At 55.9% G+C, this 22,297-nt stretch carries 19 protein-coding genes; all 19 read left to right on the forward strand.

The genetic code is table 11. The features are described from left to right. The first annotated feature begins 2 nt into the window (after positions 1-2). The 19 genes from wzc to ACERY3_RS12350 all read left to right on the forward strand — a co-directional run bounded on the left by wzc (position 3) and on the right by ACERY3_RS12350 (position 22,291). Positions 3-2,165, forward strand: coding sequence for a tyrosine-protein kinase Wzc (wzc, locus tag ACERY3_RS12260; protein ID WP_096150654.1), 2,163 nt, complete (start codon positions 3-5; stop codon positions 2,163-2,165). Between the two features lie 151 nt (positions 2,166-2,316). After that, a complete protein-coding gene (gene wcaA / locus ACERY3_RS12265; RefSeq protein WP_023312403.1) occupies positions 2,317-3,159 on the forward strand; it encodes a colanic acid biosynthesis glycosyltransferase WcaA in 843 nt (280 codons plus the stop codon). Further along, positions 3,159-3,650, forward strand: coding sequence for a colanic acid biosynthesis acetyltransferase WcaB (wcaB, locus tag ACERY3_RS12270; RefSeq protein WP_023312402.1), 492 nt, complete (start codon positions 3,159-3,161; stop codon positions 3,648-3,650). The genes wcaA and wcaB overlap by 1 nt, the downstream gene beginning before the upstream one ends. Beyond that, on the forward strand, positions 3,647-4,864 hold the full coding sequence (gene wcaC / locus ACERY3_RS12275) for a colanic acid biosynthesis glycosyltransferase WcaC (protein WP_373225752.1): 1,218 nt from the start codon (positions 3,647-3,649) through the stop codon (positions 4,862-4,864). The genes wcaB and wcaC overlap by 4 nt, the downstream gene beginning before the upstream one ends. Continuing rightward, the gene (wcaD, locus tag ACERY3_RS12280) at positions 4,839-6,059 is read left to right on the forward strand and encodes a colanic acid polymerase WcaD (RefSeq protein ID WP_029742034.1); all 1,221 of its coding nucleotides are present in this window, start codon (positions 4,839-4,841) and stop codon (positions 6,057-6,059) included. The genes wcaC and wcaD overlap by 26 nt, the downstream gene beginning before the upstream one ends. Positions 6,060-6,075: 16 nt before the next feature. Next, positions 6,076-6,822, forward strand: a complete 747-nt coding sequence (gene wcaE, locus ACERY3_RS12285; protein ID WP_033145980.1) for a colanic acid biosynthesis glycosyltransferase WcaE — start codon at positions 6,076-6,078, stop codon at positions 6,820-6,822. Between the two features lie 15 nt (positions 6,823-6,837). Beyond that, positions 6,838-7,398, forward strand: a complete 561-nt coding sequence (gene wcaF, locus ACERY3_RS12290) for a colanic acid biosynthesis acetyltransferase WcaF (RefSeq protein WP_033145979.1) — start codon at positions 6,838-6,840, stop codon at positions 7,396-7,398. A gap of 155 nt (positions 7,399-7,553) precedes the next feature. Next, complete coding sequence (gene gmd / locus ACERY3_RS12295) at positions 7,554-8,675, forward strand: GDP-mannose 4,6-dehydratase (RefSeq protein ID WP_014884502.1); 1,122 nt, start codon at positions 7,554-7,556, stop codon at positions 8,673-8,675. Positions 8,676-8,677: 2 nt separating this feature from the next. Further along, positions 8,678-9,643, forward strand: coding sequence for a GDP-L-fucose synthase (locus tag ACERY3_RS12300; protein ID WP_013097874.1), 966 nt, complete (start codon positions 8,678-8,680; stop codon positions 9,641-9,643). Positions 9,644-9,645: 2 nt separating this feature from the next. Continuing rightward, positions 9,646-10,125: a GDP-mannose mannosyl hydrolase gene (locus ACERY3_RS12305; RefSeq protein WP_039263102.1), complete on the forward strand. Its 480-nt coding sequence runs from the start codon at positions 9,646-9,648 to the stop codon at positions 10,123-10,125. Continuing rightward, entirely contained in the window at positions 10,122-11,345 is a 1,224-nt protein-coding gene (gene wcaI, locus ACERY3_RS12310) for a colanic acid biosynthesis fucosyltransferase WcaI (protein ID WP_373225753.1), read from the forward strand. Before ACERY3_RS12305 ends, wcaI begins: the two co-directional genes overlap by 4 nt. A gap of 3 nt (positions 11,346-11,348) precedes the next feature. Continuing rightward, positions 11,349-12,785: a mannose-1-phosphate guanyltransferase gene (cpsB, locus tag ACERY3_RS12315; protein WP_033145975.1), complete on the forward strand. Its 1,437-nt coding sequence runs from the start codon at positions 11,349-11,351 to the stop codon at positions 12,783-12,785. A 111-nt stretch (positions 12,786-12,896) separates the two neighbouring features. Next, a complete protein-coding gene (cpsG, locus tag ACERY3_RS12320; RefSeq protein ID WP_023312395.1) occupies positions 12,897-14,267 on the forward strand; it encodes a colanic acid biosynthesis phosphomannomutase CpsG in 1,371 nt (456 codons plus the stop codon). Between the two features lie 46 nt (positions 14,268-14,313). After that, positions 14,314-15,708: an undecaprenyl-phosphate glucose phosphotransferase gene (gene wcaJ, locus ACERY3_RS12325; RefSeq protein WP_033145973.1), complete on the forward strand. Its 1,395-nt coding sequence runs from the start codon at positions 14,314-14,316 to the stop codon at positions 15,706-15,708. A gap of 1 nt (position 15,709) precedes the next feature. Then, positions 15,710-17,188 carry a colanic acid undecaprenyl disphosphate flippase WzxC gene (wzxC, locus tag ACERY3_RS12330; protein WP_373225754.1) on the forward strand — a complete coding sequence of 493 codons (1,479 nt, stop codon included), beginning with the start codon at positions 15,710-15,712 and terminating at the stop codon, positions 17,186-17,188. Positions 17,189-17,205: 17 nt separating this feature from the next. Beyond that, positions 17,206-18,486: a colanic acid biosynthesis pyruvyl transferase WcaK gene (gene wcaK / locus ACERY3_RS12335; protein WP_032658813.1), complete on the forward strand. Its 1,281-nt coding sequence runs from the start codon at positions 17,206-17,208 to the stop codon at positions 18,484-18,486. Further along, a complete protein-coding gene (gene wcaL / locus ACERY3_RS12340) occupies positions 18,483-19,703 on the forward strand; it encodes a colanic acid biosynthesis glycosyltransferase WcaL (protein ID WP_033145971.1) in 1,221 nt (406 codons plus the stop codon). The genes wcaK and wcaL overlap by 4 nt, the downstream gene beginning before the upstream one ends. A gap of 12 nt (positions 19,704-19,715) precedes the next feature. Next, the gene (gene wcaM / locus ACERY3_RS12345; RefSeq protein ID WP_373225755.1) at positions 19,716-21,113 is read left to right on the forward strand and encodes a colanic acid biosynthesis protein WcaM; all 1,398 of its coding nucleotides are present in this window, start codon (positions 19,716-19,718) and stop codon (positions 21,111-21,113) included. Between the two features lie 182 nt (positions 21,114-21,295). After that, positions 21,296-22,291 carry an NAD-dependent epimerase/dehydratase family protein gene (locus ACERY3_RS12350; protein ID WP_373225756.1) on the forward strand — a complete coding sequence of 332 codons (996 nt, stop codon included), beginning with the start codon at positions 21,296-21,298 and terminating at the stop codon, positions 22,289-22,291. Positions 22,292-22,297 lie beyond the last annotated feature (6 nt).

The raw sequence follows: 22,297 nt of genomic DNA on the forward strand, positions 1-22,297 counted from the left end.
CAATGACAGAAAAAACAAGACCTTCTGCCGCCCCGACTTCGGGCAGTGATGAAATTGATATTGGGCGCCTGGTCGGCACTGTTGTAGAGGCAAAGTGGTGGGTGCTGGGCATTACCGCCGTGTTCGCCGCGGCGGCCGTCGTCTATACGCTGTTCGCCACCCCTATCTACAGCGCCGATGCGCTGGTGCAGATCGAGCAGAATACCGGCAACTCGCTGGTGCAGGACATTGGTTCCGCGCTGGCGAACAAGCCGCCGGCATCCGACGCCGAAATTCAGCTCATCCAGTCACGCCTGGTGCTGGGTAAAACGGTTCACGACCTCGGGCTCGATATCTCCGTCACCAAAAATACCTTCCCAGTCTTTGGTGCCGGCTGGGATCGGCTGATGGGGCGCAACAACGACACGGTGAAAGTCACTGACTTCGTGCTGCCAAAAGGGGCAGCCGATCAGACGTTTACCCTGACGGTGCTAGGCCCGAAACAGTACCAGCTAACCAGTGACGCAGGTTTTAGCGCCCGCGGCGAAGTGGGGCAGATGCTGACCAAAGACGGCGTCAGCATGATGGTCAGCGCGATTAACGCCCAGGAGGGCGGCGAATTCACCGTCACCAAATTCTCCACCCTGGGGATGATCAACAATCTGCAAAACAACCTGACCGTCACCGAAAACGGTAAGGACACCGGCGTGCTGAGCATGACCTTTACCGGTGAAGATAAGGATCAAATCCGCGACATCCTGAACAGCATTACCCGCAACTATCTTGAGCAGAACGTTGAGCGTAAGTCGGCGGAAGCGGCGAAAAGCCTGGCTTTCCTCGCGAAACAGCTCCCGGAAGTGCGCGCCCATCTGGATGATGCCGAGAACAAGCTGAACGCCTATCGTCAGGATAAAGACTCCGTTGACCTGCCGCTGGAGGCGAAATCGGTCCTCGATTCGATGGTCAACATTGATGCGCAGCTCAACGAGCTGACCTTCAAAGAGGCGGAGATTTCCAAGCTTTATACCAAACGTCACCCGGCCTACCGCACGCTGCTGGAGAAACGCCGTACCCTGGAAGAAGAGAAGGCGAAGCTCAATGACCGCGTGACCGCGATGCCGAAAACGCAGCAGGAGATCGTGCGTCTGACCCGCGACGTGGAGTCAGGACAGCAGGTTTACATGCAGCTGCTGAACAAGCAGCAGGAGCTGAAAATCACCGAAGCCAGTACCGTCGGTGACGTACGCATCGTCGACCCGGCCATTACCCAGCCTGGCGTGCTGAAGCCGAAGAAAGCGCTGATTATTCTCGGCAGCATTATTCTCGGCCTGATGCTCTCCATCGTGGGCGTGCTGCTGCGTTCGCTGTTCAACCGTGGTATCGAAAGCCCGCAGGTGCTGGAAGAGAGCGGTATCAACGTCTATGCCAGTATTCCGCTGTCCGAGTGGCAAAAATCCCGTGACAGCGTCAAAACCATCAAGGGCGTCAAGCGTTACAAACAGAGCCAGCTTCTGGCGGTGGGTAACCCGACCGACCTCGCCATCGAAGCGATCCGTAGCCTGCGTACCAGTCTGCACTTCGCCATGATGCAGGCCAAAAACAACGTCCTGATGTTAACCGGCGTGAGCCCGTCAATCGGTAAAACCTTCGTCTGCGCCAACCTGGCGGCGGTAGTCAGCCAGACCAACAAGCGCGTTCTGCTGATCGACTGCGATATGCGTAAGGGCTACACCCACGAGCTGCTGGGCACCAACAACGTGCACGGGCTGTCGGAAATCCTGCTCGGCAAAGGTGAAATCAGCCAGAGCGCGAAACCCACAACGGTGCCGAAATTTGACCTGATCCCACGCGGTCAGGTGCCGCCGAACCCGTCCGAGCTGCTGATGAGCGAACGCTTCACCGAGCTGGTGGAGTGGGCGAGCAAAAATTACGACCTGGTGCTGATCGATACGCCGCCAATTCTGGCCGTGACCGACGCAGCGGTTGTTGGCCGCCACGCTGGCACCACGCTGATGGTGGCGCGGTACGCGGTCAACACCCTGAAAGAGGTGGAAACCAGCCTGAGCCGCTTCGAGCAGAACGGGATCGAGGTGAAAGGGGTGATCCTGAACTCCATCTTCCGCCGCGCGACCGGGTACCAGGATTACGGCTATTACGAGTACGAATATAAGTCTGACAGTAAATAACAAAACACACCCCACACCCCTCACCCTAACCCTCTCCCCAAAGGGGAGAGGGGACTGTTCGGTGCTGGATGTGGGGGACGAACGTAATGATAACCACTGGCTGCCTTTCACCCTCTCCCCTTTGGGGAGAGGGCCGGGGTGAGGGGAAAAGATGACCACACAACGCCCTTTAGTTTCAATCTATATGCCGACATGGAATCGTCAGCAGCTGGCGATCCGCGCAATCAAATCCGTCCTGCGACAGGATTACGATAACTGGGAGCTGATCATCGTTGATGACTGCTCTTCCTCGTATGAACAGCTGCAAAAGTTTGTGACTGACCTCAACGACCCGCGGGTGGTCTATACGCATAACGCCATTAACTCCGGCGCATGCGCGGTGCGTAATCAGGCGATTATGCAGGCCAAAGGCCAGTATCTGACCGGGATCGACGACGATGACGAATGGACGCCGAACCGCCTGTCTATCTTCCTGTCGCATAAAGAACAGCTGGTCACGCATGCTTTCCTGTATGCCAACGACTATGTCTGTCAGGGCGAGGTTTATTCGCAGCCCGCCAGTCTGCCGCTGTACCCGAAATCGCCGTATTCTCGCCGCCTGTTCTACAAGCGCAACATTATTGGTAACCAGGTCTTCACCTGGGCGTGGCGCTTCAAAGAGTGCCTGTTCGATACCGAACTCAAGGCCGCGCAGGATTACGATATCTTCCTGCGCATGGTGGTGGAATACGGCGAGCCGTGGAAAGTGGAAGAGGCCACCCAGATCCTGCACATCAACCACGGGGAGATGCAAATCACCTCCTCGCCGAAGAAGTTCTCCGGCTACTTCCATTTTTACCGCAAGCACAAGGACAAGTTTGACCGTGCCAGCCGTAAATATCAGCTCTTTACCCTCTATCAGATCCGCAATAAGCGCATGAACTGGCGCACGCTGCTGACGCTGCTTTCCGTGCGTAACGGCAAGCGCCTGGCTGATGGACTTCGGGGGAAATAATGTTTCTGGAAGATTGCCGCGCTAACAGCTGGAGCCTGCGTCCGTGCTGCATGGTTCTGGCGTACCGCATCGCGCATTTTTGCTCGGTGTGGCGTAAGAAAAACGTGCTGAACAATATCTGGGCGGCGCCCGTGCTGGTGCTGTACCGCATCATCACCGAATGCTTTTTTGGCTATGAAATTCAGGCCGCTGCCACCATTGGCCGCCGCTTTACCATCCATCACGGCTATGCGGTGGTGATCAACAAGTTTGTGGTCGCCGGGGATGATTTCACCATTCGTCATGCGGTCACCATTGGCAACCGCGGGCCTGACAGCCTGGCCTGCCCGGTCATCGGCAATAACGTCGAGCTGGGCGCGAACGTGGTGATCATCGGTGACATTACGATTGGTAATAACGTCACGATTGGTGCTGGCAGCGTGGTGCTGGACAGCATTCCGGATAACGCGCTGGTGGTGGGAGAAAAAGCCCGCGTGAAGGTGATTAAATGAACATTCTGCAATTTAACGTACGCCTCGCAGAAGGCGGAGCGGCAGGCGTGGCCCTGGATCTGCACCAGCGTGCGCTGCAAAAAGGACTTCAGTCTCGGTTTATTTACGGTTACGGCAAAGGCGGCAAGAAAAGCGTCAGCCACGATAATTTCCCGCAGGTGCACAAGCACACGCCGCGTCTGACCTCGATGGCCAACATTGCGCTGTTCCGTCTGTTTAACCGCGACCTGTTTGGCAACCTGAACACGCTGTATCGCACGGTTACCCGCACCGCGGGCCCGGTTGTGCTGCATTTTCACGTGCTGCACAGCTACTGGCTGAATCTGGAAGAGGTGGTGGCGTTTTGCCAGAAGGTGCAGGCCCACAAGCCCGATACCCGCTTTGTCTGGACGCTGCACGATCACTGGAGCGTGACCGGACGCTGCGCGTTTACCGACGGCTGCGAAGGCTGGAAAGATAACTGCCAGAAGTGCCCGACGTTAAGCAACTACCCGCCGGTGAAGGTGGATCGCGCGCATCAGCTGGTGGCCGGAAAGCGTCAGTTGTTCCGCGACATGCTCTCGCTCGGCTGTACGTTTATCTCCCCGAGCCAGCACGTAGCCGATGCCTTCAACAGCCTGTACGGGGCAGGGCGCTGTCAGATTATCAACAACGGCATCGACGTGGCGACGGAAGCCATTCTTGCCGAGCTGACCCCGGTGGCGGAAACCGCGGGCAAACCGAAAATCGCCATCGTTGCGCATGACCTGCGTTACGACGGTAAAACCAACCAGCAGCTGGTGCGCGACATGATGGCGCTGGGCGACAAGATAGAGCTTCACACCTTCGGCAAGTTTTCACCGTTCGAAGGGGTCAACGTGGTGAACCACGGGTTTGAAACCGACAAGCGCAAGCTGATGAGCGCGCTGAATGAAATGGACGCGCTGGTGTTCAGCTCCCGCGTGGATAACTACCCGCTGATCCTCTGCGAAGCGCTCTCTATCGGCGTGCCGGTGATTGCCACCCACAGCGATGCGGCGCGTGAAGTGCTGGAAAAGTCCGGCGGGAAAACCTTCACGGAGCAGGAGGTCCTGCCGCTGGTACAGCTGCCGAAGGCGCAGATTGCTGAGATCGTTTTTGGTACTGACCTGGAATCGTTCCGCAACCGCAGCCGCAAGGCCTACAGTGGACAACAGATGCTGGAGGAATATGTCTCGTTCTATCAGAATCTGTAGTTATCTGCTGCTGCCGCTGATCTACCTGCTGGTCAACGTCAAAATTGCCCAGCTCGGCGAAAGCTTCCCGATAACCATCGTAACCTTCCTGCCCGTTCTGCTTCTGCTGTATGTCGATAAAATCAACCTCAAGAAGCTGATGATTGCCCTAGGGCTGGGCACGGGCCTGACGCTGTTTAACTACATCTTTGGCCAGTCGCTGGATGCGAGTAAATACGTCACGTCGACCATGCTGTTTGTTTATATTGTCATTATTATCGGTATGGTCTGGAGTATTCGATTTAAAACTATTTCTCCGCACAATTATCGGAAAATCCTTAGGTTCTTTTATATTGCCGTTGCGTTAATTGTTATGCTTGCCGCGCTGGAGATGGCGCAAATTATTCTCACCGGCGGCAGCAGCCTGATGGAGATAATTTCGAAATATCTCATTTACAGTAACAGCTATGTATTGAACTTCATCAAGTTTGGCGGGAAGCGTACTACAGCCCTCTATTTTGAACCGGCGTTTTTCGCTCTGGCGTTAATCTCAATTTGGCTCAGCATCAAACAGTTTGGTATCAAAACGCCTAAGACCGATGCTATGATTCTTGCAGGAATTGTTCTGTCTGGATCGTTCTCAGGGGTAATGACATTTATCCTGTTTTACCTGCTGGAGTGGGCGTTCCAGTACCTGAACAAAGATGCGATTAAGAAAAAACTGCCGCTGGCGATTATCTCCCTGACGGTATTTATGGTAGGCGTGATATTTGCCTTCCCGTACATCTCAGAACGTCTGGGTGATTTGGGAACGGAAGGGTCTTCGTCCTATTATCGCATCATTGGGCCACTGGTGATGGTGGGTTATTCCTTAACCCATATTGATGGGGTAGTAAGATTCGGCTCACTTTACGAATATGTTGCATCATTCGGAATCTTTAACGGTGCGGATGTCGGTAAAACCATAGACAATGGTCTGTATCTGTTAATTATTTATTTTTCGTGGTTCGCCGTACTGTTGACCCTGTGGTATCTGTTTAAAGTTTTCAAAATGATGATTAACGCGTTTGGTGATAACCAGAACTTTCGCGTTCAGCTTTATCTGTTTACTCCGGTGTCGCTCTTTTTTACCGGGTCAATATTTAGCCCGGAATATGCTTTCTTGATTGTCTGTCCGTTTATTCTGCGCAAGGCGCTTAATATTACGAACGTATGACGAAATGAGGTGATTTATGTTTCTTAGCGTCATTACTGTCGCTTTTCGTAATTACGAAGGGGTGGTAAAAACCTGGCGCTCGCTGCGCAACCTGGCGCGCGATCCAAGCCTCACCTTTGAGTGGATTGTGGTCGACGGCGGCTCGAACGATGGCACGGCGGAGTTTCTGGAAAAACTCAACGGTGAGTTCAACTTACGCTACATCAGCGAGAAAGATAAAGGCATCTACGATGCGATGAATAAAGGCATCAACATGGCGCAAGGCCGTTATGCCATCTTCCTGAACTCGGGCGATATTTTCCATGAGGACGTGGCGCTGTTTGCCCGTCAGCTGGCTCGCCAGAAAGAGGACGCCATGTATATTGGCGACGCGCTGCTCGATTTTGGCGACGGACATAAAGTGTGCCGCAGCGCGAAGCCAGGCTGGTATATCTATCACAGCCTGCCGGCCAGCCATCAGGCCATTTTCTTCCCGGTAAAAGGTCTGAAAAAACAGCCTTACGATTTGCAGTATAAAGTGTCTTCCGATTATGCGCTGGCAGCCAGCCTGTATAAATCAGGTTACCCGTTCCGTCGAATTAAAGGGCTGGTGTCTGAATTCTCCATGGGCGGCGTGTCAACGTCTAATAATCTGGAATTGTGCCAGGATGCCAAAAACGTGCAGCGTAAAATATTACGCGTGCCGGGGTTCTGGGCGGAATTGTCTTATTTATTACGCCTGCGTACCACAGGCAAAACGAAAACCTTATATAACAAAGCCTGAATATAAGGAAACGCAATGCAGGATTTAAAAGGTTTCTCCGTGCCGAAAGGTTTTCGGGGCGGGAACGGTATTAAGGTACAGCTGTGGTGGGCCGTTCAGGCAACATTGTTTGCCTGGTCGCCGCAAATAATGTACCGCTGGCGAGCCTTTTTATTGCGCCTGTTTGGCGCAAAAATCGGAAAAAACGTAGTCATCCGACCTTCTGTGAAAATTACCTATCCGTGGAAATTAACGCTGGGGGATTACGCATGGGTCGGGGATGACGCGGTGTTATATACCCTTGGCGAAATTACGATTGGCGCAAATTCGGTGGTTTCACAGAAATGTTATTTGTGCACCGGCAGCCACGACTTTATGAGTCAGCATTTTGATATTACCGCTTCGCCTGTTGTGATTGGCGAAAAATGCTGGCTGGCAACGGATGTTTTTGTTGCACCGGGTGTTTCTGTTGGCGATGGCACGGTAGTCGGTGCCCGCAGCAGCGTTTTTAAATCGCTACCGGCAAATAAAATTTGCCGTGGCAACCCCGCAGTGGTGATACGCGAACGCGTTGAAACGAAGAGCCTTGTTAAGTAGGCGTAATCGTTGCAGGCAGTTTGAACGCGGACTGCGCGGAGAAACCGGAACGTACTTAGGTACGTGAGGATTTCGAGCACAGCCCACGTTCAAAATGACAAAAAAGATAGCCTACTTAACGGCTCTGATTAAATTCATAAGTAGAGGAATAAAACATGTCTAAAGTCGCTCTCATCACCGGCGTTACCGGGCAGGATGGTTCTTACCTGGCAGAGTTCCTGCTGGAAAAAGGGTATGAAGTACACGGTATTAAACGTCGTGCATCTTCTTTCAACACCGAACGTGTGGATCATATTTATCAGGATCCTCACGCGGCGAACCCGAAATTCCATCTGCACTACGGCGACCTGACCGATACCTCCAACCTGACCCGTATCCTGCAGGAAGTACAGCCGGATGAAGTCTACAACCTGGGCGCGATGAGCCACGTAGCTGTCTCCTTCGAGTCCCCGGAATACACCGCCGACGTTGATGCCATGGGTACGCTGCGTCTGCTGGAAGCGATTCGCTTCCTCGGCCTTGAGAAGAAAACTCGCTTCTATCAGGCATCCACCTCCGAGCTGTACGGCCTGGTGCAGGAAATCCCACAGAAAGAGACCACGCCGTTCTACCCGCGCTCTCCGTATGCGGTAGCAAAACTGTACGCCTACTGGATCACCGTGAACTACCGTGAATCCTACGGCATGTACGCCTGTAACGGCATCCTGTTCAACCACGAATCTCCGCGTCGCGGCGAAACCTTCGTGACCCGCAAAATCACCCGCGCTATCGCCAACATCGCGCAGGGTCTGGAGTCTTGCCTGCACCTCGGCAACATGGATTCCCTGCGTGACTGGGGTCATGCCAAAGACTACGTGAAAATGCAGTGGATGATGCTGCAGCAGGAACAGCCAGAAGACTTCGTGATTGCGACCGGCGTGCAGTACTCCGTCCGTCAGTTCGTTGAAATGGCCGCGGCGCAGCTGGGCATCAAACTGCGCTTCGAAGGTACCGGCGTGGAAGAGAAAGGTATCGTGGTTTCCGTGACCGGCCACGACGCTCCGGGCGTGAAGCCAGGCGACGTGATTGTGCAGGTTGACCCGCGCTACTTCCGTCCTGCTGAAGTGGAAACCCTGCTGGGCGACCCAACCAAAGCGCACGAGAAGCTTGGCTGGAAACCAGAAATCACTCTGCAGGAAATGGTTTCCGAGATGGTAGCCAAAGATCTTGAAGCAGCGAAAAAACACTCCCTGCTCAAGTCTCATGGCTACGAGGTTGCCATCGCGCTGGAGTCCTGAGAATGACAAAACAACGTATTTTTGTCGCCGGTCATCGCGGAATGGTGGGTTCCGCGATTGTTCGCCAGCTCGAACAGCGCGGTGACGTGGAAGTGGTTGTCCGCACGCGCGACGAGCTGAACCTGCTCGACAGCCGTGCGGTACAGGACTTCTTTGCTAACGAACGCATTGACCAGGTGTATCTGGCCGCGGCGAAGGTGGGCGGCATCGTCGCTAACAACACCTACCCGGCGGATTTCATCTACGAAAACATGATGATCGAGAGCAACATCATTCACGCGGCGCATCTGCACAACGTGAATAAGCTGCTGTTCCTCGGGTCGTCCTGTATTTACCCGAAAATGGCGAAACAGCCGATCGCCGAGAGCGAACTGCTGCAGGGCACGCTGGAAGCGACCAACGAGCCGTACGCGATTGCCAAGATTGCCGGGATCAAGCTGTGCGAGTCCTACAACCGTCAGTACAACCGCGACTATCGTTCGGTGATGCCGACCAACCTGTACGGACCGCACGACAACTTCCACCCGAGCAACTCGCACGTGATCCCGGCGCTGCTGCGCCGCTTCCACGAGGCGACCGCCGAGAACGCGCCGGACGTGGTGGTGTGGGGCAGCGGTACGCCGATGCGTGAATTCCTGCACGTGGACGACATGGCTGCCGCCAGCATTCACGTGATGGAGCTGGATCGTGAGGTGTGGCAGGAGAACACCGAGCCGATGCTGTCGCACATCAACGTCGGTACCGGCGTGGACTGCACCATTCGCGAACTGGCGCAAACCATCGCGCAGGTGGTGGGCTACAAAGGACGCGTGGTGTTTGACGCGACGAAACCGGACGGCACGCCGCGCAAGCTGCTGGACGTGACCCGTCTGCATCAGCTGGGCTGGTATCACGAGGTGTCACTGGAGCAGGGGCTGGCCAGTACCTACCAGTGGTTCCTGGAAAACCAGCACCGCTTCCGGGGGTAACGATGTTTTTAAGTCAGGAAGATTTTGCCACGGTAGTGCGTTCCACTCCGCTCATCTCAATTGATTTGATCGTGGAGAACGAACGCGGCGAGTTCTTGCTGGGGAAACGAACCAACCGTCCTGCACAGGGCTTCTGGTTCGTGCCCGGCGGGCGCGTGCAGAAGGATGAGCGGCTCAGCGATGCGTTTGAGCGTCTCACTCTGGCGGAACTGGGCCTGCAGCTGCCGATGGCAGCGGGCCAGTTTTACGGGGTCTGGCAGCACTTCTATGACGATAACTTTTCAGGCACCGGGTTCACCACGCACTACATCGTGCTGGGGTTCCGCCTGAAGGTGAGTGAGGCAGACCTGCGTCTGCCTGATTCTCAGCATGACGACTACCGCTGGCAGACGCCAGAGGCGCTGCTTGCCAGCGACAATGTGCATGACAACAGTCGTGCCTATTTCCTGGCCGAACGTCAGGCCGAGGTGCCGGGCATATGAAGATCCTCGTATACGGAATCAACTACTCGCCGGAATTAACCGGCATCGGGAAATACACCGGCGAGATGGTCGAGTGGATGGCGAGCCAGGGACATGACGTGCGGGTCATTACCGCGCCGCCGTACTACCCGGAGTGGAAAGTCGGGGAGCGCTACTCAAGCTGGCGCTACCGTCGCGAAGAGGGCGCAGCGACCGTCTGGCGTTGCCCGCTGTATGTGCCTAAGCAGCCCTCAACGCTGAAGCGGTTAATTCATCTGGGCAGCTTTGCCCTAAGCAGTTTCTTCCCGCTGATGGCGCAGCGTCGCTGGAAGCCGGATCGCATCATCGGCGTGGTGCCAACGCTGTTTTGCACGCCGGGCATGCGCCTGCTGGGCAAACTCTCCGGCGCGCGCACCCTGCTGCACATTCAGGATTACGAAGTTGACGCCATGCTGGGCCTGGGGATGGCAGGCAAAAGCAAGGGCGGCAAGGTGGCGAAGCTCGCCAGCGCGTTTGAGCGCAGCGGCCTGCACAACGTGGATTACGTCTCGACTATCTCGCGCTCGATGATGAACAAGGCGCAGGAAAAGGGCGTTCCGGCAGAGAAGGTGATCTTCTTCCCGAACTGGTCCGAAGTGGCGCGTTTTCGCGATGTAACTGAGCAGGACGCTCAGGCCCTGCGCGCGCAGCTCGGTTTGCCTGAAGATCAAAAAATCATTCTTTACTCAGGCAACATCGGCGAAAAGCAGGGGCTGGAAAGCGTGATTGAAGCGGCCCAGCTGCTGAGTGAACATCCGTGGACGTTTGTGATTGTCGGGCAGGGCGGTGGAAAGGCGCGGCTGGAAAAAATGGCCGGGGAACGCGGCTTGACCAACGTGAAATTTTTCCCGCTTCAGTCTTACGAGGCATTGCCTGCGCTGCTGAAGATGGGCGACTGCCATCTGGTGGTCCAAAAACGCGGCGCCGCGGACGCGGTGCTACCGTCCAAGCTGACCAACATTCTGGCAGTGGGCGGTAACGCGGTGATTACGGCAGAAGCCGAAACAGAATTAGGCCAGCTGTGCGACAGCTATCCGGGGATTGCCGTGTGCGTGGAGCCGGAATCGGTCCCGGCGCTGGTAACCGGAATTGAACAGGCACTTGCCATGCCAAAAGTGAACACGGTGGCACGTGAATATGCCGAACGCACGCTCGAAAAAGAGAACGTGCTGAGCCAATTTATTGCAGATATACGGGGATAAATCATGAGTCAAACCACTTTGTATCCGGTTGTGATGGCTGGTGGCTCTGGTAGCCGGTTGTGGCCGCTGTCCCGCGTGCTCTATCCAAAACAGTTCCTCTGCCTGAAAGGGGATCTCACCATGCTGCAGACGACGGTAAACCGTCTGCACGGCGTGGAGTGTGAAAGCCCGGTGGTGATTTGTAACGAACAGCACCGCTTTATTGTTGCCGAGCAGCTGCGCCAGCTGAATAAGCTCACCGAAAACATCATCCTGGAGCCTGCCGGACGCAATACCGCGCCCGCGATCGCCCTGGCGGCGCTGGCGGCAAAACGCAGCAGCCCGGACTGTGACCCGCTGATGCTGGTCCTGGCGGCAGACCACGTTATCCAGCAGGAAGACGCGTTCCGCGACGCGGTGCGTGCGGCGATCCCTTACGCCGAGAGCGGCAAGCTGGTGACCTTCGGCATCGTGCCGGATCTGCCGGAAACCGGCTATGGCTATATTCGTCGCGGCAGCGTGACGCCGGGTGAAGGCGACAGCGTGGCGTTTGACGTGGCGCAGTTTGTTGAAAAACCGAATCTGGAAACCGCGCAGGCGTATGTCGCCAGCGGTGAGTATTACTGGAACAGCGGGATGTTCCTGTTCCGCGCCGGACGCTATCTGGAAGAGCTGCGCAAATACCGCCCGGATATTCTTGACGCCTGCGAGAAAGCGATGGCGGTGGTGGACCCGGATCTCGACTTCATCCGCGTGGATGAAGAGGCGTTCCTCGCCTGCCCGGAAGAGTCCATTGACTATGCGGTGATGGAACGTACGGCGGATGCCGTCGTGGTACCGATGGATGCGGGCTGGAGCGATGTCGGCTCCTGGTCCTCCCTGTGGGAGATCAGCGCCCATACCCCGGAGGGTAACGTCCACCACGGCGATGTTATTAGCCACAAAACGGAAAACAGCTACGTCTACGCCGAATCCGGCCTGGTGACCACGGTCGGGGTGAAGGATCTGGTGGTTGTCCAGACCAAGGACGCCGTGCTGATTGCCGACCGTAACGCCGTGCAGGACGTTAAAAAAGTGGTGGAGCAGATCAAGGCCGATGGCCGTCACGAGCACCATATTCACCGCGAAGTCTACCGTCCGTGGGGGAAATATGACTCCATTGACTCCGGTGACCGCTACCAGGTGAAACGCATCACCGTGAAGCCGGGCGAGGGGCTGTCGGTGCAGATGCACCATCACCGCGCCGAGCACTGGGTGGTGGTTGCGGGTACCGCTAAAGTCACCATCGACGGTGAAGTCAAACTGCTCGGTGAAAACGAGTCCATTTATATTCCGCTGGGGGCGACGCACTGTCTGGAGAACCCGGGGAAAATTCCTCTCGACTTAATTGAGGTGCGCTCCGGCTCGTATCTGGAAGAGGACGATATCGTGCGCTTCCAGGACCGCTACGGGCGGGTGTAGCACTCTGCATTATGCCCGGTGGCGCTGCGCTTACCGGGCCTGCGAATGACAAAAAAATCAATTTGGCCATTACGTGGTCAGGGCCGACTGTTGCCTGAAAAAGGGGTCATCATGGAAAAATTAACCTGTTTTAAAGCCTACGATATTCGCGGCAAGCTGGGCGAAGAGCTGAATGAAGACATCGCGTGGCGCATTGGCCGCGCGTACGGCGAATATTTAAAACCGCAGACCATCGTGCTGGGCGGCGACGTGCGTCTGACCAGTGAATCCCTCAAGCTGGCCCTGGCGAAAGGGCTGCAGGACGCGGGCGTGGACGTGCTGGATATCGGCCTTTCCGGGACCGAGGAGATTTACTTTGCCACCTTCCACCTGGGCGTGGACGGCGGTATCGAAGTGACGGCCAGCCACAACCCGATGGACTACAACGGGATGAAGCTGGTGCGCAAGGGCGCCCGTCCTATCAGCGGCGACACCGGCCTGCGCGACGTGCAGCGCCTGGCGGAAGCCAACGACTTCCCGCCGGTAAACGACGCGAAGCGCGGCAGCTACAAAAAAATCAACCTGCAGAAAGAGTACATCGACCACCTGCTGGGCTACATCAACGTGGCGAACCTCAAGCCGCTGAAGCTGGTCATCAACTCCGGTAACGGCGCGGCCGGCCCGGTGGTGGACGCGCTGGAAGCCCGCTTTAAGGCGCTGAACGTGCCGGTGACCTTCGTCAAGGTGCACAACACCCCGGACGGCAACTTCCCGAACGGTATTCCTAACCCGCTGCTGCCGGAATGCCGCGACGACACCCGCAACGCGGTGATTGAGCACGGCGCGGACATGGGCATCGCCTTTGACGGTGACTTCGACCGCTGCTTCCTGTTCGACGAGAAAGGGCAGTTCATCGAGGGCTACTACATTGTCGGCCTGCTGGCGGAAGCGTTCCTCGAGAAAAACCCGGGCGCGAAAATCATTCATGACCCGCGCCTTTCCTGGAACACCGTCGACGTGGTCTCCGCGGCGGGCGGCACGCCGGTGATGTCCAAAACCGGCCACGCCTTCATCAAAGAGCGCATGCGCGAAGAAGACGCCATTTACGGCGGCGAGATGAGCGCCCACCACTACTTCCGTGATTTTGCCTACTGCGACAGCGGGATGATCCCGTGGCTGCTGGTGACCGAGCTGCTGTGCCTGAAGGGGCAGACGCTGGGCGAGCTGGTGCGTGACCGCATGGCGGCGTTCCCGGCGAGCGGGGAGATCAACAGCAAGCTGGCGCAGCCGGCCGAGGCCATTGCCCGCGTGGAGCAGCACTTTGCGATCCACGCGCTGGAAATTGACCGTACGGACGGCATCAGCATGGCGTTCCCGCAGTGGCGATTTAACCTGCGCTCGTCCAACACCGAGCCGGTGGTGCGCCTGAACGTGGAGTCCCGTGCTGACACGGCGCTGATGGAAGCCCGAACGAAGGACATTCTGGCGCTGTTGAATCAGTAACAATTGCCCCTCCCGGCGGGAGGGGGAACCGAATACAGGAACAACGATGACGAATCTAAAAAAACGCGAACGAGCGAGAACGAATGCATCGTTAATCTCTATGGTGCAGCGTTTTTCTGATATCACCATCATGGTCGGTGGATTGTGGGCGGTGTGTCGGATCGGCGGGCTGCCGTTCTTATATATGCATCTGCTGATGGCACTCATTGCGCTGGTCGTGTTTCAGATGATCGGCGGGATGACCGATTTCTACCGCTCGTGGCGCGGCGTGAAAATGACCACCGAACTGATGCTGTTGCTGCAGAACTGGACCCTGAGCCTGATCTTCAGCGCAGGCCTGGTGGCCTTCAGCCATGATTTTGATAATCGCCTCGTCACCTATCTCTGCTGGTATTTGATCACCAGCGTCGGCATGGTGGTGTGCCGTTCCCTGATCCGCTTCGGCGCGGGCTGGCTGCGTAACCGCGGTTATAACCGTCGCTTCGTTGCGGTAGCGGGCGATCTTCCGGTTGGTAAGGTCCTGCTCGACAGCTTCCGCAAAGAGCCGTGGTTAGGGTTTGAAGTGGTCGGGATTTACCACGACGCGAAGCCGGGCGGCGTGCCGTCGGACTGGGCGGGCAATTACGAACAGCTTATTGAAGACGCGAAAGCCGGTAAAATTCACAACGTCTACATCGCCATGCAGATGAGAGACGAATCCCGCATTAAGCAACTGATGCGCGAGCTGGCGGACACCACCTGTTCGGTGATCCTGATCCCGGACGTCTTTACCTTTAACATCCTCCATTCACGCATTGAAGAAGTGAACGGCGTGCCGGTGGTACCGCTGTACGACACCCCGCTGTCGGGCATTAACCGCGTGCTGAAGCGCGCGGAAGATATTGTGCTCTCTTCGCTGATTTTACTGCTCATCTCCCCGGTGCTGTGCTGCATTGCCCTCGCGGTGAAGCTGAGCTCTCCCGGCCCGGTTATCTTCCGCCAGACCCGCTACGGTATGGACGGTAAGCCGATTATGGTGTGGAAATTCCGCTCCATGAAGGTGATGGAAAACGACAAGGTGGTGACCCAGGCAACGCAGAACGATCCGCGCGTCACCCGCGTGGGGAACTTCCTGCGCCGCACCTCGCTGGATGAACTCCCGCAGTTTATCAACGTCTTCACCGGCGGCATGTCGATTGTTGGCCCGCGTCCGCACGCGGTGGCGCACAACGAGCAGTACCGCTCGCTGATTGAAGGCTACATGCTGCGCCATAAGGTGAAGCCGGGCATTACCGGCTGGGCGCAGATCAACGGCTGGCGCGGCGAAACCGACACGCTGGAAAAAATGGAAAAACGTATCGAATTCGATCTGGAGTACATCCGTGAATGGAGTATCTGGTTCGATATCAAGATTGTTTTTCTGACCATCTTCAAAGGTTTCGTGAACAAAGCGGCGTACTAAGATGAGCTTACGTGAAAAAACCATCAGCGGGGCCAAATGGTCAGCGATGGCGACCATCGTCATCATTGGCCTCGGTCTGGTGCAGATGACCGTGCTGGCGCGCATTATTGATAATCACCAGTTCGGCCTGCTGACCGTTTCGCTGGTGATTATCGCGCTGGCCGATACGCTGTCTGACTTTGGTATTGCCAACTCGATTATCCAGCGCAAAGAGATCAGCCATCTTGAGTTGACCACCCTCTACTGGCTGAACGTGGGGCTGGGGATTTTCGTGTTCGTGCTGGTGTTCCTGCTGAGCGACACTATCGCCAGCGTGCTGCATAACCCGGATCTCGCTCCGCTGATGCGCACGCTGTCGTTTGCTTTCGTGGTGATCCCGCACGGGCAGCAGTTCCGCGCGCTGATGCAGAAAGAGCTGGAGTTCAACAAGATCGGCATGATTGAAACCAGCGCCGTGCTGGCGGGCTTTACCTTCACCGTTGTGAGCGCCCATTTCTGGCCGCTGGCGATGACCGCTATCCTCGGATACCTGGTTAACTCTGCCGTGCGTACGCTGCTGTTCGGCTACTTTGGCCGCAAGATCTACCGTCCGGGGCTGCATTTCTCTCTCGCGTCCGTCTCGTCGAACCTGCGCTTTGGCGCGTGGCTGACGGCGGACAGCATCATCAACTATGTGAATACCAACCTGTCGACGCTGGTGTTGGCGCGCATTCTTGGCGCGAGCGTGGCGGGGGGCTACAACCTGGCCTACAACGTCGCGGTGGTGCCGCCGATGAAGCTGAACCCGATCATCACCCGCGTCCTGTTCCCGGCGTTCGCCAAGATTCAGGACGATACCGAGAAGCTGCGCGTTAACTTCTACAAGCTGCTTTCCGTGGTGGGGATTATCAACTTCCCGGTGCTGCTGGGGCTGATGGTGGTTTCCAGCAACTTCGTGCCGCTGGTGTTTGGCGAGAAGTGGAACGGCATCATCCCGATCCTGCAGCTGCTGTGCGTGGTGGGGCTCCTGCGCTCCGTGGGGAATCCGATTGGTTCCCTGCTGATGGCAAAAGCGCGCGTCGACATTAGCTTTAAGTTCAACGTGTTCAAAACCTTCCTGTTTATTCCGGCGATTATCGTCGGCGGGCATATGGCGGGCGCCATCGGCGTCACGCTGGGCTTCCTGCTGGTGCAGATAATCAATACCGTTCTGAGCTACTTCATCATGATCAAGCCGGTGCTGGGCTCCAGCTACCGTCAGTACATCCTGAGCCTGTGGCTGCCGTTCTATCTCTCGTTGCCGACCCTGGCGGTGAGCTACGGCCTGGGCATCATCCTCAGCGGCCACCTGCCGCTGGCCGCGCTGCTGGCGGTGCAGATTGCCGCGGGCGCGCTGGCATTTGGCGTGATGATTGTGCTGTCACGCAATGCGCTGGTGGTGGAGATGAAGCGCCAGTTTTGCCGTAACGAAAAAATGAAAACGCTGCTTCGCGCAGGCTAGTTATTTAAGAGGCCATTATGAAATTATTAATTCTTGGCAACCATACCTGCGGCAACCGTGGCGACAGCGCCATCCTGCGCGGTTTACTGGATGCAATTAACACCCTTAAGCCTGAGACCGAAGTGGACGTGATGAGCCGTTATCCGGTCAGCTCATCCTGGTTACTGAACCGCCCGGTGATGGGCGACCCGCTCTACAGCCAGATGAAACAGCATAACAACGCCGCGGGCGTGATGGGGCGGGTGAAGAAAGTGCTGCGTCGTCGCTACCAGCACCAGGTGCTGCTTTCCCGCGTGACCGATACCGGCAAGCTGCGCAACATCGCTATCGCGCAGGGCTTTACCGATTTTGTCCGTCTGCTGTCCGGCTACGACGCCATTATCCAGGTCGGCGGATCGTTCTTCGTCGATCTCTACGGCGTGCCGCAGTTTGAGCATGCGCTCTGCACCTTTATGGCGAAAAAGCCGCTGTTTATGATTGGCCACAGCGTCGGGCCATTCCAGGATCCGCAGTTTAACCAGCTCGCAAACTACGTGTTCGGCCACTGCGACGCGCTGATCCTGCGCGAGTCGGTCAGTCTCGACATGATGAAGCGCAGCGAAATTGACACCTCAAAAGTTGAGCACGGCGTGGACACCGCGTGGCTGGTGGATCACCAGGACGACAGCTTCCAGCCGAGCTACGCGGTGCAGCACTGGCTCGACGTGGCGGCGAAACAGAAAACCGTCGCGATTACCCTGCGCGAGCTGGCGCCCTTCGATAAGCGTTTAGGTACGACCCAGGCGGCGTATGAGAAAGCCTTCGCCGACGTGGTGAACCGCGTGCTGGACAGCGGGTACCAGGTGCTGGCGCTCTCAACCTGCACCGGCATCGACAGCTACAACAAAGACGACCGTATGGTGGCGCTGAACCTGCGCAATCTGGTGAACGATCCGTCCCGCTATCACGTGGTGATGGACGAACTGAACGATCTGGAGATGGGCAAGCTGCTCTCCGCCTGCGACCTGACCGTCGGCACGCGCCTGCACTCCGCCATTATCTCCATGAACTTTGGCACGCCGGCCATTGCCATCAACTACGAACACAAATCAGCAGGCATCATGCAGCAGCTCGGTATGCCGGAAATGGCCGTGGATATCCGTCATCTGCTTGATGGTTCGCTCGGTGCGATGGTGGGCGACACGCTCGGCCAGCTGCCTGCGATCAATGAACGCCTGGCGGTGGCGGTGAAAGCCGAGCGCGAGAAGGGCATTGGGATGGTGAAATCGGTACTTGACCGCGTGCGGGAGGGGAAATGAAGGTTGGTTTCTTCTTACTGAAATTTCCGCTGTCGTCTGAAACGTTTGTCCTGAACCAAATCACCGCGTTTATCGATATGGGATATGACGTGGAGATTATCGCCCTGCAAAAGGGCGATACCAAAAATACCCATGCGGCGTATACCCAGTATGGGCTGGAGGCGAAAACCCGCTGGCTGCAGGATGAGCCGTCCGGGAGGCTGAGCAAGCTGCGCCACCGGGCCAGCCAGACCTTGCGCGGGATCCACCGCGCGTCGACGTGGCGGGCGCTGAATGTCTCCCGCTATGGTTCCGAATCCCGCAATCTGATCCTGTCGGCCATCTGCGGGCAAACCGCGCAGCCGTATCGTGCCGACGTGTTTATCGCCCACTTTGGCCCGGCGGGCGTCACCGCCGCGAAGCTGCGCGAATTGGGCGTGATTGACGGCAAAATTGCGACCATCTTCCACGGTATCGACATCTCCAGCCGCGAAGTGCTGAACCACTACACGCCGGAGTATCAGCAGCTGTTCAGGCGCGGCGACATGATGCTGCCTATCAGCGACCTGTGGGCCGGACGCCTGAAAAACATGGGCTGCCCGGGAGAGAAAATTGCCGTTTCGCGTATGGGCGTGGATTTAACGCGCTTCACTCGCCGTCCTGTCAAGGTGCCGGGAAAACCGCTGCAGATCATCTCCGTTGCTCGCCTGACCGAGAAGAAAGGCCTCCATGTGGCCATTGAAGCCTGCCGCCAGCTGAAAGCGCGCGGGGTGGATTTCCACTATCGCATTCTCGGCATTGGGCCGTGGGAGCGACGTCTGCGCACGCTTATCGAACAGTATCAGCTGGAAGATGTCGTAGAGATGCCGGGCTTCAAGCCGAGCCACGAGGTCAAGGCCATGCTCGACGAGGCGGATGTCTTTCTGCTGCCTTCCGTAACGGGCGCCGATGGCGATATGGAAGGCATTCCGGTGGCGCTGATGGAGGCGATGGCCGTAGGTATTCCGGTGGTATCAACCCTGCACAGCGGGATCCCGGAGCTGATTAAGTCTGACCATTCCGGCTGGCTGGTGCCGGAGAATAACGCGATGGCCCTTGCGGACCGATTAGCAGCCTTCAGCGATATTGACCAGCAGGCGCTGGAGCCCGTGCTCCAGAACGCCCGACAAAAAGTGGAAACCGATTTTAACCAGCAGGTGATTAACCGCCAGTTAGCGAGCCTGCTGCAAACGTTGTAACGCCGAGGATGTATGCTGAAAAAGATTACCCGACGCACCTTTGTCTCTTCTCTCTCCGTTCTGGCGGCCACGCCGCTGCTGTCGTCACGCATCGCGCGGGCGGCAAGCGGCAGAACGGTCTCTGTTAATCAGTACAATAACAACGACTGGATCGCCGCTTTTAAGCAGGCGTTTAATGACGGCGACACCGTCGTGGTCCCGGCCGGGCTTACCTGCGAAAACATCAATACCGGTATTTTCATTCCCGACGGTAAAACCCTGCTGATCCGCGGGGCGTTAACCGGCAACGGGCGCGGCCGCTTTGTTTTGCAGGAAGGCAGCAAAGTGATAGGCGAAGGTGCTGGCCGCACGGAGAACATTACGCTCGACGTTCGCGGCTCTGACTGCGTTATCAAAGGGCTGGCCATGAGCGGTTTTGGCCCGGTGACGCAGATCTACATCGGCGGCAAGAAACCGAGCGTGATGCGCAACCTGCTGATTGATAACATCAGCGTAAGCCAGGCCAACTACGCCATCCTGCGCCAGGGTTTCCACAACCAGGTGGACGGTGCCCGCATCACCAACAGTAAGTTTAGCCATCTGCAGGGGGATGCGATCGAGTGGAACGTTGCCATCAACGATCGCAATATCCTGATCTCCGATCATGTCATCGACAACATCAACTGCACCAACGGCAAGATCAACTGGGGCATCGGCATTGGCCTCGCCGGCAGCACCTACGATAACGACTATCCGGAGAAGCAAACCGTCAAGAACTTCGTGGTGGCAAACATCACCGGCAGCAACTGTCGCCAGCTGGTGCACGTTGAAAACGGTAAACATTTTGTTATCCGCAATATTAAGGCCAAAAATATAACTCCCGACTTCAGTAAAAAAGCGGGAATAGACAACGCCACGGTGGCCATTTATGGCTGCGATAATTTCATTATTGATAATGTCGATATGGTGAATAGTGCCGGAATGTTAATCGGCTATGGGGTGATAAAAGGCGATTATTTGTCCATCCCGCAGAACTTCAAGCTCAACAATATTCATCTCGATAATCGTCAGCTTGCGTATAAATTGCGCGGAATACAGATTTCATCCGGTAACGCCACCTCGTTTGTGGCGATAACCAACGTGGAGATGCAGCGGGCGACGCTTGAACTGCACAACAAGCCGCAGCATCTTTTCTTACGCAACATCAATGTGATGCAGGAAGCCGCTGTGGGGCCCGCCCTGAAGATTAACTTCGACCTGCGCAAGGATGTGCGGGGCAAGTTCATGGCGAAAGACGAGACGTTGCTGTCGCTGGCGAACATAAAAGCTGTGAATGAGAAGGGGCAGAGTTCGGTGGATATTGACCGGGTCGACCAGCAGGTGGTGAATGCGGAAAGGCTTAACTTTGCGCTTCCTTCCGCCAGAAAGTAAGTCGTGGGGTCACATCTCATTGAGTGCGCGGTAATCCCTAAAATTTGTTACTGAACTCAGCGATTTTAGGGTTTATAATCCGTGCCATCTTTTCGTCAGTTCTGTCTTATCATTAGCGATACCTCAGGGAATACAGAGATTACCGGAGGTTTGCCAAACACACATAACGCACTGAGTGGTTTATGAACGATAAAGTTTTGTTTATTGGCGCGTCCGGTTTCGTTGGGACTCGTTTGATCGAGATTTCTAAGGCTGAGTTTAATGTAACCAACTTCGACAAGCAGCAAAGTCATTTCTACCCTGACATTACTGTTTCCGGAGATGTGCGCAATCAGGAGCAACTCGATGTCGCTCTTGCAGGTTTCGACACAGTGGTATTACTCGCCGCTGAGCATCGCGATGATGTCAGCCCAACGTCGCTCTACTATGATGTAAACGTTCAGGGTACACGCAATGTACTGGCAGCTATGGAAAAAAATAATGTTAAGAATATTATTTTTACCAGTTCAGTTGCTGTTTATGGTCTCAATAAAGTCAATCCTGACGAATCTCACCCGCACGATCCTTTCAACCACTACGGTAAAAGTAAGTGGCAGGCGGAAGAGGTTCTGAGAGAATGGTTCAACAAAGCGCCTGAAGAACGATCTCTGACCATTATTCGTCCAACGGTCATTTTTGGTGAACGCAATCGTGGCAATGTCTACAATCTTCTGAAGCAAATCGCGGGTGGAAAATTCGCAATGGTGGGCGCCGGAACCAACTTTAAGTCTATGGCTTATGTGGGTAATATTGTTGAGTTTATCAAATTCAGATTGAGCAATGCCAACCCTGGCTACGACGTCTATAACTATGTCGACAAACCCGATCTGAATATGAATCAATTAGTTGCTGAGGTTGAAAAGAGCCTCAGCAAAAAAATCCCTTCAGTTCACCTCCCTTATCCTTTAGGAATGCTAGGCGGTTTTTGCTTTGATATCCTTAGCAAAGTTACCGGCAAGAAGTATGCGATTAGTTCCGTACGTGTAAAAAAATTCTGTGCCACCACTCAGTTTGATGCCACTAAAGTGCACACCTCTGGTTTTAAAGCACCTTATACCCTATCTCAAGGACTGGACCGTACGTTGAAGTACGAGTTCGTGCATGAGAAGAAAGATGACATCACGTTTGTTTCTGAGTAACAACTG

The sequence above is a fragment of the Enterobacter cloacae complex sp. ESBL7 genome, assembly GCF_041679625.1.
GTDB classification, from domain to species: domain Bacteria; phylum Pseudomonadota; class Gammaproteobacteria; order Enterobacterales; family Enterobacteriaceae; genus Enterobacter; species Enterobacter asburiae_B.

Excerpts from the sequence above, each read along its gene's own strand:
- wcaI (WP_373225753.1), top strand. The coding sequence starts at position 10,122 with ATGAAGATCCTCGTATACGGAATCAACTACTCGCCGGAATTAACCGGC.
- wcaJ (WP_033145973.1), top strand. The coding sequence starts at position 14,314 with ATGACGAATCTAAAAAAACGCGAACGAGCGAGAACGAATGCATCGTTA.
- wcaM (WP_373225755.1), top strand. The coding sequence starts at position 19,716 with ATGCTGAAAAAGATTACCCGACGCACCTTTGTCTCTTCTCTCTCCGTT.
- wcaK (WP_032658813.1), top strand. The coding sequence starts at position 17,206 with ATGAAATTATTAATTCTTGGCAACCATACCTGCGGCAACCGTGGCGAC.
- wcaE (WP_033145980.1), top strand. The coding sequence starts at position 6,076 with ATGTTTCTTAGCGTCATTACTGTCGCTTTTCGTAATTACGAAGGGGTG.
- ACERY3_RS12350 (WP_373225756.1), top strand. The coding sequence starts at position 21,296 with ATGAACGATAAAGTTTTGTTTATTGGCGCGTCCGGTTTCGTTGGGACT.
- wzc (WP_096150654.1), top strand. The coding sequence starts at position 3 with ATGACAGAAAAAACAAGACCTTCTGCCGCCCCGACTTCGGGCAGTGAT.
- wzxC (WP_373225754.1), top strand. The coding sequence starts at position 15,710 with ATGAGCTTACGTGAAAAAACCATCAGCGGGGCCAAATGGTCAGCGATG.
- ACERY3_RS12300 (WP_013097874.1), top strand. The coding sequence starts at position 8,678 with ATGACAAAACAACGTATTTTTGTCGCCGGTCATCGCGGAATGGTGGGT.
- cpsB (WP_033145975.1), top strand. The coding sequence starts at position 11,349 with ATGAGTCAAACCACTTTGTATCCGGTTGTGATGGCTGGTGGCTCTGGT.
- wcaB (WP_023312402.1), top strand. The coding sequence starts at position 3,159 with ATGTTTCTGGAAGATTGCCGCGCTAACAGCTGGAGCCTGCGTCCGTGC.
- gmd (WP_014884502.1), top strand. The coding sequence starts at position 7,554 with ATGTCTAAAGTCGCTCTCATCACCGGCGTTACCGGGCAGGATGGTTCT.
- wcaL (WP_033145971.1), top strand. The coding sequence starts at position 18,483 with ATGAAGGTTGGTTTCTTCTTACTGAAATTTCCGCTGTCGTCTGAAACG.
- wcaA (WP_023312403.1), top strand. The coding sequence starts at position 2,317 with ATGACCACACAACGCCCTTTAGTTTCAATCTATATGCCGACATGGAAT.
- wcaC (WP_373225752.1), top strand. The coding sequence starts at position 3,647 with ATGAACATTCTGCAATTTAACGTACGCCTCGCAGAAGGCGGAGCGGCA.
- wcaF (WP_033145979.1), top strand. The coding sequence starts at position 6,838 with ATGCAGGATTTAAAAGGTTTCTCCGTGCCGAAAGGTTTTCGGGGCGGG.
- ACERY3_RS12305 (WP_039263102.1), top strand. The coding sequence starts at position 9,646 with ATGTTTTTAAGTCAGGAAGATTTTGCCACGGTAGTGCGTTCCACTCCG.
- cpsG (WP_023312395.1), top strand. The coding sequence starts at position 12,897 with ATGGAAAAATTAACCTGTTTTAAAGCCTACGATATTCGCGGCAAGCTG.
- wcaD (WP_029742034.1), top strand. The coding sequence starts at position 4,839 with ATGTCTCGTTCTATCAGAATCTGTAGTTATCTGCTGCTGCCGCTGATC.